Raw genomic sequence first — 15056 nt, 5'->3', positions numbered from 1 at the left:
GTTATTTCCACTGTACGGGTGCATACCCGGCAATCCAGAACGCCAGCACTTCATCCAATTCCAAGTTACGGATTTTCAATACTCGGTTATTCGATAGCTCCAGTCTCTCCTGCGCTTCGCTGACCCGGGTTGTAATGACACGAACCAGCCCTCTTTCTTCCAAAGAAGATTCCACAACACCCGGGATACTCTCTGGCCTTAAGTCTCCTTCATACCAGACTTCTTTCCACTGATCGAGCACCATGTCTTTCTCGGCCATACCCAGTGACTGACCACGGTGCATCAAGACGATGTAATCCGCAAGTCTTTTGACTTCGTCTGCTATATGTGTGGCGATCAGAATCGTGGTGTCCCCCTCAGCCATGAAGGTACGGAACTGCTCAACCATCACTTTCCAGGCAAAGGGGTCCAGTCCTGATGAAGGCTCATCCAAAAGCAATAATCTGGGGCGAGCTGCAATCGCAGCAGCAATCTCGAATTTCCGCCGCTCTCCCTTGGACATTTTGTTCAGCTTCACATCAACGGGTACTTCCATATCGTGAATCAGTTGATTGAACAGCTTCATATCCCATCGCGGGTACCAGTAGGCTCGAAATTCAGCTGCTTCCTGTGCTGTTATCCGATTCTCTTCAAGCCCGGCATTGTCAGCCACAAAACCGATCTGTTGTCTCAGTTCAAGGGGAAGTGGTCCCTCATGTTCCTTCCCAAACCATATAATCTGCCCGGCATCTGGCAGCACCACTTGTTGCAGCATGTTAAGAAGTGTGCTTTTGCCAGAACCGTTATGACCGAGAATAGCAACTACATACCCTTCCGGGATGGTCAGATCAATCGGGCCAATTACTCTGCGTTTTCGCATCTTGGATACACCGTTCAACTGAACTGCTATGGGTTCCATGTATGAATCACTCCCTTACTTCACGTAAATAGCCTTCAGGACTTCCCGGAACAGGCTCTCCATCTCTTCTTCCGTACAACCTACCGATTTTCCAGACTGCACCGCAGCCTGCATTGCTTCCTGTGCGGCCTTCAATCTATAATTTTCTCTATCGCCGGCTTCTACCTGGGCCACAAATGTACCTGTCCCCTGCTTCGTACGAAGCAGGCCTTCATTCTCCAGATCCTGATAGACCCGTCTAACCGTAATCACACTGCAATTCAGCGCTCCGGCGAACTCACGAATGGACGGCAAATGTGTTCCCTCCTCCAATTGACCCGTTATAATTAAAGATCTTAATTGATTTTCAATTTGGTGGTATAAAGGTTCAGCGCTATTTTCATTAATTTGAATGGGTATTTTCACATCTTGCACCTCGCCCTCCGGTACACTCCAGTCTGTTGCCTGACCGTGCCGGTCTCATCCTGTATTCGTACATAAGTCATTTTAATTTAAATCCCGAAGAACCAGCTTCTTCAGCGTCAAGCGGCTAAACAACCATAATCCTGCGATACCAGCCACCAGAGCAATCCACATGATCGGGGAAAGCAACCCCCATGATTTACTCGCATCCATCACCATTCGAAAGCCGTAACTGCCTGACATTCGAATCAATAAGGATATGCCAATCGCAAGGGGGACAAAAAGCGTACTGAGAACCAAGTATTTCTTGCCACTGTTCAGAAACTCTCCGTAAATATATAATCCTGTTACCAAAAGTCCATAACCTGTACAGGTCAGGCTAAAAGCCAGATATTGATCCCATCGGAATCCTTCGGCATGAAGGCTAACCACGTATAACGATCCGTAGAAAAAAATACCATTGTAAGCAAACGCCATTAGAGCTTGCTGTAACCTGGACCACATCACCGCTTGTTCAGGGATCGGGATTCTGCGATAGTAGGCCAACATCTGCGTATAGGAATCCTCCTGTATGTAACGGAAGGAGCGCCTGCAGAACATGAACCCTTGAAATGGCAACATGATTAAAAAGAAGGAATCCACTACAGGATTAATGAAATCTGTCTGTTGTTGTCCCAATAACATCACACCGCTCATGCCGCCAGTGTATATCATGAATATTGCAGACCATAGCCATTGGAGCTTATCCTTACTCGTCTGGTTGCGAGTCAACCACCACGCCTGCTTCCATTCGTTCATATGCATGCCTGCCTTTCAGTTGTCATTCACTCATCTTGCGCACTGTAATCACTGTGTTTACTGTATATATCAATATACACAGTATACAGACCGAATTCTGATCCCGTCAACCCCTAATTTTCCTGAATCAGGAAGATGGGATAGGACACAGTTCAAATTTACGTTAAAATAAATTATAGTCACGGATCAAAGAAAGGAAGATTACAACTATGGATTGGCTGGTCGAGATCGGGTTTGTGCTCCTTTTCCTTATCGTCGTTATCTGGTTGATCCTCCGGGATGAACCTCATCGTCATTCTGCCAAAAAAGGCAGACACCGCAGACATCGTAACAACGGTTATGCCGACTCTGCTTCGGGATATCCGGTCATTACAGGAGATGAATCCTACGATCGACATGTCAGACACATACCGGATCACAAACATCATGATTCAGATTTTTCATCAGGCATACATTCTCATCACAGCAGCGATAGTGGTAGCAGCGATTCTGGAGGAGATAGTGGCGGTGGCGACAGTGGGGGTGGCGGGGATTAAACAAACATCATTCCCGATCACAAAAGAAGGGCTGTACCCGTTATTGTGTAAACACAATTCGGGTACAGCCCTTTGCCGTTCTCTAGCACCTGTTAGAAGAAGAGGCCTTGCGATTAAACGAGGTTATAACCACTAGGCAGACTGCGGTTGGCGCGGATCGCACGAATCTCGGCCAGAGTCAGCCGTTCATTCGTGGAGATCAGGGATTCCACGTCATTGCCACGGATCAGATCATCCAAATCTCTCAAGTTGGTGTTGCCGCGGAAGACACGGAATCCCCCCTGAAAGTTAGGCCGCGTGAACACAACGAGTGTTGCATTGGAACTTGTTGAGAAAAAACGCAGGCTCTCTACCCCATCCAAAATATTGTCCAGGTTACGAAGACCCGTGTTGCCACGATAGATGCGGCTTCTTCCTCTGTAGTTCTCTTCTGAATACACGGTAAGGCGTGGATACGTTTGACTGACATTGACTGTTTTTTTCATTTTGTTTCCCCCTCTCGAACTCATTCTATGAATGAATGAGAGAGGTAGCGTGGACGAATCTTCTGCTAGATTCGTCCATTTTCATATTTTCAGAAGATCATAGTGACGCACGCACGATTAGCCCGAGGTTGTGCCCCCACTTTTACACGCCGAGAATAGCTTCCCACACCGGACGTGTATGACCACCAGGATATAAGAGATATAGAAGAACATACACAACAACACCTGTTAATGCTGACCCGAACCAGATCATGGACGTGAACCTGCCCCAGCGGCGATGTGTTCCGAACTTCTTTTTGAACCCCAACACCAGTGTTGAAATACCGAATATCGCTGCCACGGTAGCCAGGATAATATGAAAAATTAGAAATATCCGATAAAAGATCTCCAGATCCGGGTCTCCACCCCAAGCCGTATTACCTACGAATATTGTGCGAGACATATAGATCACAAAGAAGATTAGAGCTGCAATCGCACCTGCTACCATGGCGGACTGATGAGCCTCGCGTTTGCCCCGAATAATCAGTACCCATCCAATCCCCACCAGTACTGCACTTATCACAATGAAAGAAGTACTGATCGTAGGTAGCCAAAAATACATATCCATCGTGTGTTCCCCCTCTTGTCAGAACATTGACTTAATTATTTGGCAGCCGGATTGAGTGGCCCCCCAGCGCCTCCAGCAGGATACGAATCATCATCATCTTCCTGCTTCTCTTTCCGATACCATTGGAAAAAGACATAGGCCAGCATAGAGGCGAAGATCCCTTCCTGAATAAACTTCATTACAATGCCACCGACCTGCTGATCTTCCTTCGCCGAGGACAGGAAGTTGAAGAAGGCCGGTCCACCGAATGAGCGAAGTAAAGCCGTAGAATCCCCAGACACACAATACCGCATGGCTTCAGCCCATACTGCCGGGTTGCTGTACGTCTGATACAACGGCTCGGACGCAAAGATAATCAATCCACACGCAGGTGTGAGCAGCACCATATTCAGAAAAATAAAACCGATCTTGGATAGACCCGAAGCTTGTCTGCCCTCTGGTAACGGATTCAGCAATGTCCACCACATGAGCATAGAGGTGATAAACAGTGCAATATAATACAACCGGTGAACGGTAAAATTCAGCATAACGTAATCATGTACAATCGGTAAGTGATACAGCGAAAACAGCCCGTTAAAGATCACTGCCGCAACGATCGGATGAGCCAGGAACGATAGCTGGCGTGTTGGTAGCCAGCGTACGATTCTGCGCCATACCCAGATCGGCAAACCTTTCATCATCAGCGGCGGCGCTACCAGATAAGAGAACGCCATGCTTACCATGTGAAAACTAAACATCACGTGACCAAGCAGATTAAATGGTCCAGCTTGAGCCAGATAGAGGACAAACAGCCCTGTAATAAACATGATTTTCTGACCGGCAGTCGCAGGCTCTGCATCTTTTATTTGCTCGCTTAACGGTCCCACGAGCACTAAATACGCCGCAGCAATGATCAGAAATAAAGCCAATATAAGTGGACTCCATAAGTCGTTGAAGCTAAAATATTGCAACCCGAGCATACGGGAAACCTCCCCGTGACCTGATTTGGTTGTTGCCTTTATTTCTTTGTGAAGATTCATTCGCCAAAAAGGGGAAAAGACGGCGGCATTGCGCCGCCGCCATCTCTTTTACCACCAGACCCAATAAAGTGCCATAATGATGCACGTAAAGGCTACGAAGAAACCAAAGGCCATGAACAGGATTGGCATCAAATGCCCTTTATCCTTCATGTGCATCCAGTAACCCAACTGAACGAATACCTGAAGAATAGCCATCACGAGCAAAATAATTATCGTAAAGGTTGTGTTGACCCCTCCGGCAGAAGCAGCCGCAAACGCAATCAGCGTGAGAATAATGGAGAAAACAAACACCACGACGTGTTTCTGTGGCCCTTCCGTCCGGTGACGGTGCTTCACAGGCTGTTGATCTGTCTTATCCTGTGCTGACATGTGTTACCCCACCTTTCCGAGCAGGTACACGACCGTAAAGATGAACACCCAGACCACGTCAATAAAGTGCCAGTACATTGCGGAGACGTATACTTTAGGTGCAGTTACGACCGTCAATCCTTTTTTGAACAGCTGCCCAATAATGATTCCGATCCACACAATACCGAAAGCAACGTGCGCTCCGTGGAACCCGACCAGTGTATAGAATGCTGAACTAAAGGCACTGGTAGTCATGCCAAACTCTTTATGTTTCACATACTCATAGAACTCGTATATCTCCAGCGCGAGGAATCCCATACCCAGTACCACCGTGATGCCAAGCCACAATGCCAGTGCATCTCGCTTGCCCTTATGCATGGCCTGAATTGCAAATACACTCGTCAAACTACTGACCAAGAGAATGAACGTTGCAGCGGCCACGAGTGGCAGGTGAAACAGTTCATTCGCCGTAGGTCCATCATTGGTTTGGCCACGAAGAGCCAGGAAGGTAGCAAAGAGCGTACCGAACAGTACCGTCTCTCCGCCAAGGAACAACCAGAAGGCAATTAGCTTGTTACGTCCCTCCAGCGTTGCTTTCTCCGGTTCATGCGGCAATTTGTCGTTCACCGGTTCGGCATGTGAGGTTGTCATGTCCTAGCCCCCTTCTCATCCTGATCCTCCGGTTCAATATGCCAGCCATGATCATCATAAAGTGAACGCAGTGCCATTGATCCAAATGTAATCAGAAGACCAATAACAACTACAATATAATTGTTAAACAATACATTCATAAACGCATTACCGAATTCATCCTTGCTGAACATCAGACCAAGTCCGGCAATAAAGATCCCCACAGACATTACAAACGGCAACGGCGTTGCTGATGGCATATGAATCGAACCCACGGGTTCTGCTGGTGTCATCTCCGTATGTCCTGCCATCTTTTCCTTCCAGTACGCATCAATTCCACGTACCAGCGGAGTCTGCTTGAAATTGTATTCCGGCGGCGGTGAAGGAATGGACCATTCCAAAGTACGACCGTCTTCCCACGGATCGTTTGGCGCACCAGCCGGTTTTCTCATGGTGATTACGATGTTCGCGAGGAATAAGATAACTCCCACACCCATCAGAAAAGCCCCGACGGAGCTGACCAGATTGAGCAGATCAAAATCCTGATTCGGCAAATATGTAACGATCCGGCGCTGCATTCCCATCAGACCGAGGAAATGCTGTACAAAGAACGTTAATTGGAAACCAATCATAAATGTCCAGAATGTCCATTTTCCAAGTGTTTCACTCAGAATACGTCCGAACATCTTCGGCCACCAGTAATGCAGTCCCGAGAACAAGCCGAGTACAAGTCCCCCTACAATAACGTAGTGAAAGTGGGCTACAACAAAGTACGTATCATGGAACTGGAAATCCGCCGGAGCAGATGCCAGCATGACACCGGTAACACCACCCATAACGAAGGTTGGAACGAATCCAACAGCAAACAGGTTCGCCGCTGTAAAGCGGATCTGTCCACCCCACATCGTAAAGAGCCAGTTAAAGATTTTGATCCCGGTCGGTACGGCAATCAACATTGTCGAGATAGAGAATAGCGCGTTGGCTACATTTCCGAGACCTGTTGTAAACATGTGATGCGCCCATACCATGAAGCCCAGGAAGGCAATCAGGATGGTGGCAAATACCATGGAGCTGTAACCGAACAGCCGTTTACGCGAGAAGGTCGGAATAACCTCCGAGATGATACCAAATGCCGGCAAAATCAAAATGTATACTTCCGGGTGCCCGAAAATCCAGAAGATGTGCTGCCAGAGTACGGGGTTACCGCCCCCTGCTACATCGAAGAAATTCGCTCCAAGTATACGATCAAACGTCAAAAGTACAAGCCCTACCGTGATGGCAGGAAAAGCAAAAAGAATAATGGCAGATGTAATAAATGTCGTCCATGTAAACATCGGCATCCGCATGTAGGACATGCCTGGAGCACGCATTGTAATAATCGTTGCGAGAAAGTTAATGCCCCCGATGAGTGTTCCCAGACCCGCGATCTGAAGACCGATGGTATAGAAATCCACACCATGCGTTCCACTGTACTCACTGCCCGAAAGCGGCGTATATGAGGTCCAGCCCGCATCCGGTGCTCCTCCCATAACCCAGCTCAGGTTCAACAGCAGTCCCCCAAAAAGGAACGTCCAGAAACCAAGTGCGTTAAGAAAAGGAAAGGCAACGTCCCGTGCCCCGATCTGCAAAGGCACGACTGCATTCATAATGGCAAAAATAAGTGGCATGACACCAAGGAAAATCATCGTTGTTCCATGCATGGTAATCAATTCGTTGAAGACCTGTGCCGATACAAAATCATTCATAGGCTTCATCAGTTGAATCCGAATTAAAATGGCTTCAATGCCGCCGATTCCAAAGAAAAATCCACCCGCAACCAAATAGAGAATGGCGATTTTTTTGTGATCGACGGTGGTGATCCAATCCATCAAGCCCCTGTACCTCTTGACGCTATGCGCATGAGCCAAGGTTGTGTACCCCCTTCTTCGTCCTTGCTGTTCTATTCATAGTCCAATTTGTAGTTGGCCAGATATTCGGCAATTCCGTCGATTTCTTCATCCGTCAACCCAAGATCCTTGGGATTCGGCATGGTATTGCCCGGCTTCACGGATTGTGGATCATGGAGCCATTCTTTCATGTTATCCAGTACCGGACTACCTTCTTCCTGTCCCTCACGAGAATTCAGCAAAATGCCTGCGACAGATTCCTTGCCGCCGATTCCCGTCAAGTTAGGTGCTACTGGTCCACCTTGATCGCCAACAGCGTGGCAAGAAAGGCAGTTTGTTTTGAATTTCTCGGCTAATTGAGTATCTTCAGGAAGGACTGCAGGTGCTTTCATCTGATTCACCCATCTGTCAAAGGATTCCTGACTCACTGCTTTTACCTTGAATTCCATGAAGGCATGCGATCTGCCACATAACTCGGCACATTTACCGCGGTAAACGCCTTCATTCGGTGCAGAGAAACTGAACTTGTTAAGTGTTCCATCCGGGTTTGTGTCCATTTTGCCCGCAAGTGACGGCACCCAGAAGGAGTGAAGCACGTCAGCGGTTTTAAGTTCAAATGCGATTTTTGTTCCGGTCGGGATGATGAGATCTTGAGCGGTGGTTACGTCATATTGAGGATAAGTGAATTCCCACCAGTACTGATGCGAGGTGACTTGGACCTTAAGTGCATTTTTGTCATTGGACAGATCTTCGCCTTGGGCAAAAATCGTTTGGACTGTCGGTACTGCCAGCACAATAACCAGCAATAACGGAATGGCTGTCCATATTACTTCCAGCTTGAAATTACCTTCAACCTGTTCAGGCATGTCGGTCTGCCCGGATCTTCTACGAAACCGGATCAGAACATAGGCCGCTATAGCAAATACAATGATGAGCACCACGATCATAATCGTGATGGATAACTTCATCAGATCATATTGGCCTTGCGCCACAGGACCCTGAGGTTTCATTACCGACAAGTCTTCCCGCCCGCATGCGCATAGCAGCAAAGAGAACACCGCCAGCAAGGGGAGAATTCGCTTTGCAACCTGCCACTGTTTCATCATTGATCTACCCCACTTTTTTACGTTTTCGTAGATTACCGTTGTCGTTCAGTAGAAAGGCAACAAAAGGTACGTTTCGGCACGATACGCATAATCCTCTTCATCATACAGAACGCTTACAAAAATAACGCTTCCAGTACTCCCGTGATTTCCTGCTCAGGGCATGTCTGCGCATTCTTCCAATTCATTCTATATGCTTCAATCACTTATTAAATATAAGTTGAGGGTATGATTTTGTCAATCTTTGGACACATGTTCACAAATTGTTCACTTTATGTAAAAAACCGCTCTACAACTTGATTTGCAAACGATTTCAGTTAAAAGTATTACACTCTACATTTGAAAATTTTTGCCAAATTTCGGTGATAAAACTCGATTTATTGGTGATTTTTCTCACATTCAAAACATGCGATATTATGCAAAAGAAAGGTCCAATTTTATGGAAGACCTCTTCCATGTCCATTCAGAAAACATACCTATCGCTCCATACCGCTACATTCAAGCTCAAAACAGCATGGAGCATTCCTCCGAAAGGTTCAATTCATTTCCTCATCTTCACCTTCACCTTAATTCTTCTCATGTACCATTGGTCAGAATCAAGGGGCCATCCCCAGTAATCGCAACTGTATGCTCATACTGCACTCCCCAGCTGCCATCTACCGTCCTTACTGTCCATCCATCTTCATCCCATACAACGGCCCCGGAACTGCCTTTCGTAAATATGGGTTCAATGGTAATGACCATGCCCTCGGTGAGCATCGTGCCCGTTCTGCGTTTGCCATACGGCAACACATTTGGCGGCTCATGAATATATTGACCAATTCCATGACCAATGAGGGGCTTTACAATTCCGTAACGATACAATCTGGCTGTTCGTTCAATGGCACTTCCAATATCTCCGAGCGTATTCCCTGGAACTGCCTGGGCAATCGCCCGCTCAAGGGCCTTCTCCGTGCGTCTCATCAGCTTGCGAATGGATCTGCTTGGTTCACCAATGCCATATGTCCAGGCCGAGTCAGCAAGCCAGCCGTCTTTGTTCACCACCATATCGATGGTCACTACATCCCCACTCGCCAGTTCTTCTTCTCCCGGAAATCCGTGGCAGACTACTTCATTGACAGAGGCACATGTGGCGTACGGATATCCTTTATATCCTTTCTGCTCCGGTGTGGCCCCATGTGCTGCCAGAAACCCTTCCACCCGCTCATTGATCTCCGCTGTCGTGATCCCAGGTATCATCCACTGCTCAATATGTTGGTGACAACTTCGCAAAATTCGTCCAGCTTCCCGCATGTAGCCAATCTCTTCTTTGGTTTTTAAAATAGGGTCCACATGCATTCATCCTTCCCGCTGTAGGTGTACTCCCATATATATGCAGCAGGAACGCAAAAAAAACCGTCTGCCGGAGCTTATCGCCCGGAAGACGGTTCTATTCATTATCGGAACAGTATAATCAGAGTTGTGTGTTGTTTCAGGACACGGAAGAATCCATCTTGACAAGCTCATGCTCAACCACAGAAGTCAATTCTTCCTCGTATCCACCCGTAATCCGGTATTTTCTCACGTACTCCTTCACGAATTTTTTTGGATCTTTAGGACGGAAAATCCGAGTCATTTCCCTCAAACTTTCTTTGACCTCATTGTGACCTTTCGTTGCCATTGTAATTCCCTCCCAAAACGTTGAAAGTGAATGCTCCGTTTAGAGAATGCCGAATAAGTCTTAAATGCCATCCATGAAGTTGTGTGCGCGGCTTAAAGCAAGCTTTAGGTCGGGAACCTCGCTAGAAAGCAAGTACCTGACACTATAAATACCCGATATGATTCGGAATGAATCATAATCTTATTGTATCATATTCGGAAGTATCTTACGACTTGACGATTTCCTCTAATAAATATAACGGTTTTCATGCCCAAAAAGTTTAATTCCGAATCATGTGTTATGAATGCCACCATTCTATACGGAATTAATATATCCAGCATAACACTGAACTATTCGGGGGATATTATCACGGACAACCTATACAGTTAAATTAATGGTATCTAAAAGGAGGCGCCGTTTCATGGAACGCAAAGAACAGGATATGCTGCCCCTTTCACATGAAAAGGTGGAAGTCGACGGAGTATATATCAACGAAGCTGGACGTGAGGAACATCTGCATCGTGGGCAACACTTCCCGGCAGATCCCGTTCTCGGCAAGTCAGAATGGAAGCTGACGGAGTATGCTTTTGATAATCATCATGAAGGACGTACCGATGAAAGATTGGTTCCCAAGGAAAACGATACAGATAAAATGGGCAAGATCACAAACCCTCGCAGACAGATCGAGGGCGGAAGATAATATTGTTTGATTTGTTAGTCGGATAAATTCACAGGTTCAGTTCTGTCCATCTCCTTCATAGCCTAATAAAAAAAGGTTAAAGGAGGCTGGACCGGATGTCCCCCATGAAATCGTCTAGCGGTCTGGATGAAAATATTGCCGGTATGCTCTGTTATCTGTTTACCTTTGTAGGCGGGATTGTTTTTCTCGCGGTAGAGAAGCGGAGTCGGTTCGTGCTATTTCATGCGCTGCAATCCGTAACCGTCTTTGGCATCATTATGGTTGGGCATGTATTATCGACTTTTCTTCCCTTATTTGGACCACTGGTGGCATCCTTGTTATCCCTGCTCGGTGTGGTGGTCTGGCTCATCATGGTGGTCACCAGCTTGCAGGGGAAATGGCTAAAGCTGCCGTGGGTTGGCGATTTTGCAGAGAAACAGATGCGCCATCTGTAACTTTAGGAAGACATGATGCAAAAGAAAAGACGATCCCCCCTTTCAAACAGGGTGTGGATCGTCTTTTAATTATATATCGGCTTCTATATACATTCGTTGTTTAGCATGTAAAGGTGACTTATTCATGTGATTGAACATTCACAACATAAATGATAAATGTCATAAACCATTCATGCTGTAAATCACGAAGTATCAACCTGCTTAAATGTTCATCTTATGAAGGGTGTATTCAGGAACAGTTAACATAACTATCATGCTGGATTATAGGTCTAGGTCGGCTATTAAGCCGACTTGCCCGTCTCTCCAAGAATGGCATCTGCCTGTTGTTCAGCCATCTTGGCAGCTGTTTCCTTGGTGCCCAGACCATTGAACAGCAGGTTCATGAAGATCGCCGTGAAGCTGCCTGCTATGATACCGTTACCGAGCATAATCTGAGCCCAGTCCGGTGCACCAGCAAACAACTCAGGCACAACGGTAACTCCCAACCCCATACCTACAGAACAAGCAATGACAAACAAATTCTCATGACGGTTTAGATCGACCTGACTACCGATAATCCGAATACCGGATGATACCACCATGCCGAACAAGGCTACCATGGCTCCACCAAGAACTGCCCCCGGAACGAGCTGTGCAAGCGCAGCAATCTTCGGCACAAATCCGATGACCACCAGGAGTCCACCAGCCACAACAATGACATCACGTGTCTTCACACGTGTCATCTGTACCAGACCTACATTCTGCGAATACGTTGTATATGGGAACGAGTTGAAAATACCGCCCAACACAATAGCCAGACCTTCAGCACGATAACCACGGGCCAGATCCTTGGAGGACAGGTCCTTTTCCAAAATTTTGCCCAGAGCCATAAATACACCTGTGGACTCGGCCACACTGACAATCGCCACCAGAATCATTGTCAAGATAGGCACAATCTCAAAGGTCGGTGTACCGAAGTAAAACGGCTGAACAACATGGAACCAACCTGCATCGCGAATAGGAGCAAAATTAACCTCGCCCATAAATCCTGCCGCCAGCGTACCAACGAGCAGACCAATCAGTACCGAGATGGAACGGATGAATCCAGTTGTGAAACGTGTCATCAGGATGATAAATAACAGTACACCGAATCCAAGCAACAGATTCGTTCCACTACCAAAGTCCGGTTGGCCCTGACCGCCACCCAGATCGTGGAAAGCAACCGGGATCAGCGTCAGACCAATTATGGTCACAACGGAACCTGTCACGACAGGAGGGAAAAGCCTAATCAGCTTCCCAAAAAGACCAGAGAAGATCAATACAAACAGCCCTGAAGCGATAATAGCTCCGTAAATGGCAGATACCCCACTGTTCATTCCAATGAGAATCATTGGAGACACGGCTTGGAATGCACAACCGAGCATGACAGGCAGTCCTACACCGAAATATTTATTTCCCCATACCTGAAGCAGTGTAGCCACACCACATGCGAGCAAATCAATGGCAATGAGATAGGTTAATTGTTCCTGTGTAAAGCCCAGTGCGTTACTAACGATCAGTGGAACGACAACGGCTCCTGCATACATGGCAAGCACATGTTGAAGTCCGAGTGAGAACGTTTTGATTGGATGCCGATGCCGCTGAAAAATACGTTCGCGTGCCATATTAGTTCGTGCCCTCCTCGTCCGCAAATGTAACCTGTCCATCTGACAAAGCCCCGATGCGAACCAGTGATTCCACACGGTATCCTGCTTCTTTCAGCAAGCGACCTCCCGGTTGGAATGCTTTTTCAATAACAATACCGATGCCAACCACTTCTGCTCCAACCTGCTCCACAATGCGAGCCAGCCCAAATGCTGCTTCACCGTTTGCCAGAAAATCGTCAATGATCAATACGCGATCCCCAGGCTTCATGAATTTCTTGGCAACGGTAATTTCATTCGTTTCCTGCTTCGTGAAGGAGTAGACCTTCTCCACCAGGATGTCTTCCGTCAGTGTGAGCGACTTCTGCTTCCGTGCAAAAATAAGCGGTACGTTCAGCTCCAACGCGGTCATGATGCCTGGCGCAATCCCTGACGATTCAATCGTTAGCACACGTGTGATATTTTCGCCTTCAAAACGACGAATGAATTCCTTGCCCACTTCCTTCATCAGAACCGGGTCCATCTGGTGGTTCAGAAATGAATCCACTTTGAGTACTTGCTCGGACAGGACAATACCTTCCTGTCTTACCTTGTCTTTTAACAATTGCATTGCAATTCTTCCCCCTGAATGCCCTCCGCACAGAAACCCACATGCCTCTTCGATCTCATGGTAAAAAGCAAAAAGCCCGCCTTGTCACACGCTACGGAATAACCGGAGACGGGAAAAGACGGACTTGTACGTATATGGACAAGCCGTATGGATGCTGCAAATGTACTGGAAGGACATTAGAGCCGAAGTTCACTCCTGAGACGTCAAACTCCATACAGTCTATCCAGAAACAGATAAAAGCTACTTGAACCTGCTCTTCAGTGAAACTGTCTGAGAATAATCTCATTCCAACCATACAACATGTTGCAGCATCTTTCCCGTAGTCCGATCATTCCGGTGATCGGGTAGAGACATGCAGGCCTATTCCTGCACATATACGAGTAACGGCATATTTAATTTTTTGGCTCCATGATTCGTTACAATGTATGATCGCGAACCTGAATGTAAAAGGCTATACATAACTGACAATGTTAGAAGTATACCGAATCGGCGGCATGAAATAAAGAAGTATTTTCATGGAAGTTGCGGAAACTTGTCTTAATTTGCAAACAGGGGGTGATAGGAATCCATTTTTTATGTACAATATGAGAACGGAAGCGCGGATCCGAACGGAGAATGGATGGAACCGCGGCCTACATTATGAATTGAAATGATCAAAGGAGATATGCAGACATGAAAGGCGTACTTAAAGAATTCAAGGAGTTTGCCGTCCGCGGCAACGTCATCGATCTGGCGGTCGGTGTGATTATTGGGGCTGCTTTTGGTAAAATCGTCACATCGCTTGTGAATGATATCATCATGCCACCGGTTGGAAAACTGCTGGGTGGAATCGACTTCAGTCAGAAAATCATTAATCTGGATCGGGATATGAAAACAGCAAATGGACAGGACATCACCACACTTGCTCAAGCTAACGAAGCTGGGGCTACCGTAATTGCTTATGGTCAGTTCATCAACGTCATGATTGATTTTCTTATCGTTGCGTTCTGTATCTTCATGCTTGTGAAGGGTATCAACTACCTCAAAAGCAAGGAACACAAAAAGCCCGAGCCGCAAAAAACGACCAAGGCTTGCAAGTATTGCCTATCTGAAATCCCAGCCGCGGCTACCCGCTGCTCACACTGTACTTCAGAGCTGGAACCAGAAGGAAGCGGCGCAACAGCGTAATTACAATTGGGTTAAATCGTACACCGATGTGGCTTCCTGATAAATCCTGATGCGAATGCCGAGAACAACTTCCCGACTTGTTAGGGTATATGTATGAAAAGCTAAGCACAAAGACTTAATACGATATGGCGTAGCTTGAAGGTTCCACCGTAAAGGTGGGGCCTTCTTTTAT

The 15056-nt window shown here is 46.9% G+C and carries 18 protein-coding genes and 1 riboswitch; of the genes, 4 read left to right on the top strand and 14 right to left on the bottom strand.

Annotation, left to right across the window (positions count from 1 at the left end; all coding sequences use genetic code 11):
• Window position 1: 1 nt before the first annotated feature.
• The 3 genes from NLBNIHML_RS20420 to NLBNIHML_RS20410 form a co-directional block, all read right to left on the bottom strand.
• Window positions 2-898: an ATP-binding cassette domain-containing protein gene (locus tag NLBNIHML_RS20420; RefSeq protein WP_494352609.1), complete on the bottom strand. Its 897-nt coding sequence runs from the start codon at window positions 896-898 to the stop codon at window positions 2-4.
• Between the two features lie 15 nt (window positions 899-913).
• On the bottom strand, window positions 914-1303 hold the full coding sequence (locus tag NLBNIHML_RS20415; protein ID WP_494354731.1) for a GntR family transcriptional regulator: 390 nt from the start codon (window positions 1301-1303) through the stop codon (window positions 914-916).
• Window positions 1304-1384: 81 nt separating this feature from the next.
• Window positions 1385-2098 carry a hypothetical protein gene (locus NLBNIHML_RS20410; RefSeq protein ID WP_339258665.1) on the bottom strand — a complete coding sequence of 238 codons (714 nt, stop codon included), beginning with the start codon at window positions 2096-2098 and terminating at the stop codon, window positions 1385-1387.
• 209 nt (window positions 2099-2307) lie between these two features.
• Between NLBNIHML_RS20410 and NLBNIHML_RS20405 the strand changes: the two genes are divergently transcribed.
• Entirely contained in the window at window positions 2308-2634 is a 327-nt protein-coding gene (locus tag NLBNIHML_RS20405) for a hypothetical protein (protein ID WP_494352608.1), read from the top strand.
• 113 nt (window positions 2635-2747) lie between these two features.
• Here NLBNIHML_RS20405 and NLBNIHML_RS20400 read toward each other — a convergent pair whose 3' ends face one another.
• From NLBNIHML_RS20400 to NLBNIHML_RS20360, 9 genes are all read right to left on the bottom strand, one after another.
• Window positions 2748-3119, bottom strand: a complete 372-nt coding sequence (locus tag NLBNIHML_RS20400; RefSeq protein WP_105601396.1) for a hypothetical protein — start codon at window positions 3117-3119, stop codon at window positions 2748-2750.
• Between the two features lie 142 nt (window positions 3120-3261).
• Complete coding sequence (locus NLBNIHML_RS20395; RefSeq protein ID WP_339258662.1) at window positions 3262-3726, bottom strand: DUF420 domain-containing protein; 465 nt, start codon at window positions 3724-3726, stop codon at window positions 3262-3264.
• A gap of 35 nt (window positions 3727-3761) precedes the next feature.
• A complete protein-coding gene (ctaG, locus tag NLBNIHML_RS20390) occupies window positions 3762-4685 on the bottom strand; it encodes a cytochrome c oxidase assembly factor CtaG (RefSeq protein ID WP_339258660.1) in 924 nt (307 codons plus the stop codon).
• Window positions 4686-4793: 108 nt separating this feature from the next.
• Window positions 4794-5114, bottom strand: coding sequence for a cytochrome C oxidase subunit IV family protein (locus tag NLBNIHML_RS20385; protein ID WP_278297054.1), 321 nt, complete (start codon window positions 5112-5114; stop codon window positions 4794-4796).
• A 3-nt stretch (window positions 5115-5117) separates the two neighbouring features.
• Window positions 5118-5744, bottom strand: a complete 627-nt coding sequence (locus NLBNIHML_RS20380; RefSeq protein WP_047840264.1) for a cytochrome c oxidase subunit 3 — start codon at window positions 5742-5744, stop codon at window positions 5118-5120.
• Window positions 5741-7591 (bottom strand): cytochrome c oxidase subunit I, encoded by a 1851-nt coding sequence (gene ctaD, locus NLBNIHML_RS20375; protein WP_442033705.1) that lies wholly within the window; start codon window positions 7589-7591, stop codon window positions 5741-5743. Before ctaD ends, NLBNIHML_RS20380 begins: the two co-directional genes overlap by 4 nt.
• Window positions 7592-7662: 71 nt before the next feature.
• Complete coding sequence (gene coxB / locus NLBNIHML_RS20370; RefSeq protein ID WP_494352607.1) at window positions 7663-8715, bottom strand: cytochrome c oxidase subunit II; 1053 nt, start codon at window positions 8713-8715, stop codon at window positions 7663-7665.
• 573 nt (window positions 8716-9288) lie between these two features.
• The gene (gene map, locus NLBNIHML_RS20365) at window positions 9289-10050 is read right to left on the bottom strand and encodes a type I methionyl aminopeptidase (protein ID WP_339239360.1); all 762 of its coding nucleotides are present in this window, start codon (window positions 10048-10050) and stop codon (window positions 9289-9291) included.
• A 133-nt stretch (window positions 10051-10183) separates the two neighbouring features.
• Entirely contained in the window at window positions 10184-10372 is a 189-nt protein-coding gene (locus NLBNIHML_RS20360) for a hypothetical protein (protein ID WP_017690840.1), read from the bottom strand.
• 400 nt (window positions 10373-10772) lie between these two features.
• Between NLBNIHML_RS20360 and NLBNIHML_RS20355 the strand changes: the two genes are divergently transcribed.
• Together NLBNIHML_RS20355 and NLBNIHML_RS20350 are read left to right on the top strand one after the other, a co-directional pair.
• Window positions 10773-11051 carry a transposase gene (locus tag NLBNIHML_RS20355; RefSeq protein ID WP_091018633.1) on the top strand — a complete coding sequence of 93 codons (279 nt, stop codon included), beginning with the start codon at window positions 10773-10775 and terminating at the stop codon, window positions 11049-11051.
• Window positions 11052-11146: 95 nt separating this feature from the next.
• Window positions 11147-11485 (top strand): DUF4870 domain-containing protein, encoded by a 339-nt coding sequence (locus NLBNIHML_RS20350; protein WP_076332729.1) that lies wholly within the window; start codon window positions 11147-11149, stop codon window positions 11483-11485.
• A 281-nt stretch (window positions 11486-11766) separates the two neighbouring features.
• Here NLBNIHML_RS20350 and NLBNIHML_RS20345 read toward each other — a convergent pair whose 3' ends face one another.
• The gene (locus NLBNIHML_RS20345; RefSeq protein WP_494352606.1) at window positions 11767-13128 is read right to left on the bottom strand and encodes a nucleobase:cation symporter-2 family protein; all 1362 of its coding nucleotides are present in this window, start codon (window positions 13126-13128) and stop codon (window positions 11767-11769) included.
• A gap of 1 nt (window position 13129) precedes the next feature.
• On the bottom strand, window positions 13130-13717 hold the full coding sequence (locus NLBNIHML_RS20340; RefSeq protein WP_036613196.1) for a xanthine phosphoribosyltransferase: 588 nt from the start codon (window positions 13715-13717) through the stop codon (window positions 13130-13132).
• A gap of 300 nt (window positions 13718-14017) precedes the next feature.
• Window positions 14018-14117: riboswitch (purine riboswitch) on the bottom strand.
• 272 nt (window positions 14118-14389) lie between these two features.
• Between NLBNIHML_RS20340 and mscL the strand changes: the two genes are divergently transcribed.
• On the top strand, window positions 14390-14884 hold the full coding sequence (gene mscL / locus NLBNIHML_RS20335; RefSeq protein ID WP_339239358.1) for a large conductance mechanosensitive channel protein MscL: 495 nt from the start codon (window positions 14390-14392) through the stop codon (window positions 14882-14884).
• Window positions 14885-15056 lie beyond the last annotated feature (172 nt).

It is taken from the genome of Paenibacillus sp. JNU01 (assembly GCF_059130585.1).
The sequence above is the reverse complement of the archived record's forward strand: the minus strand, read 5'-3'. Positions and strand labels throughout refer to the sequence as shown.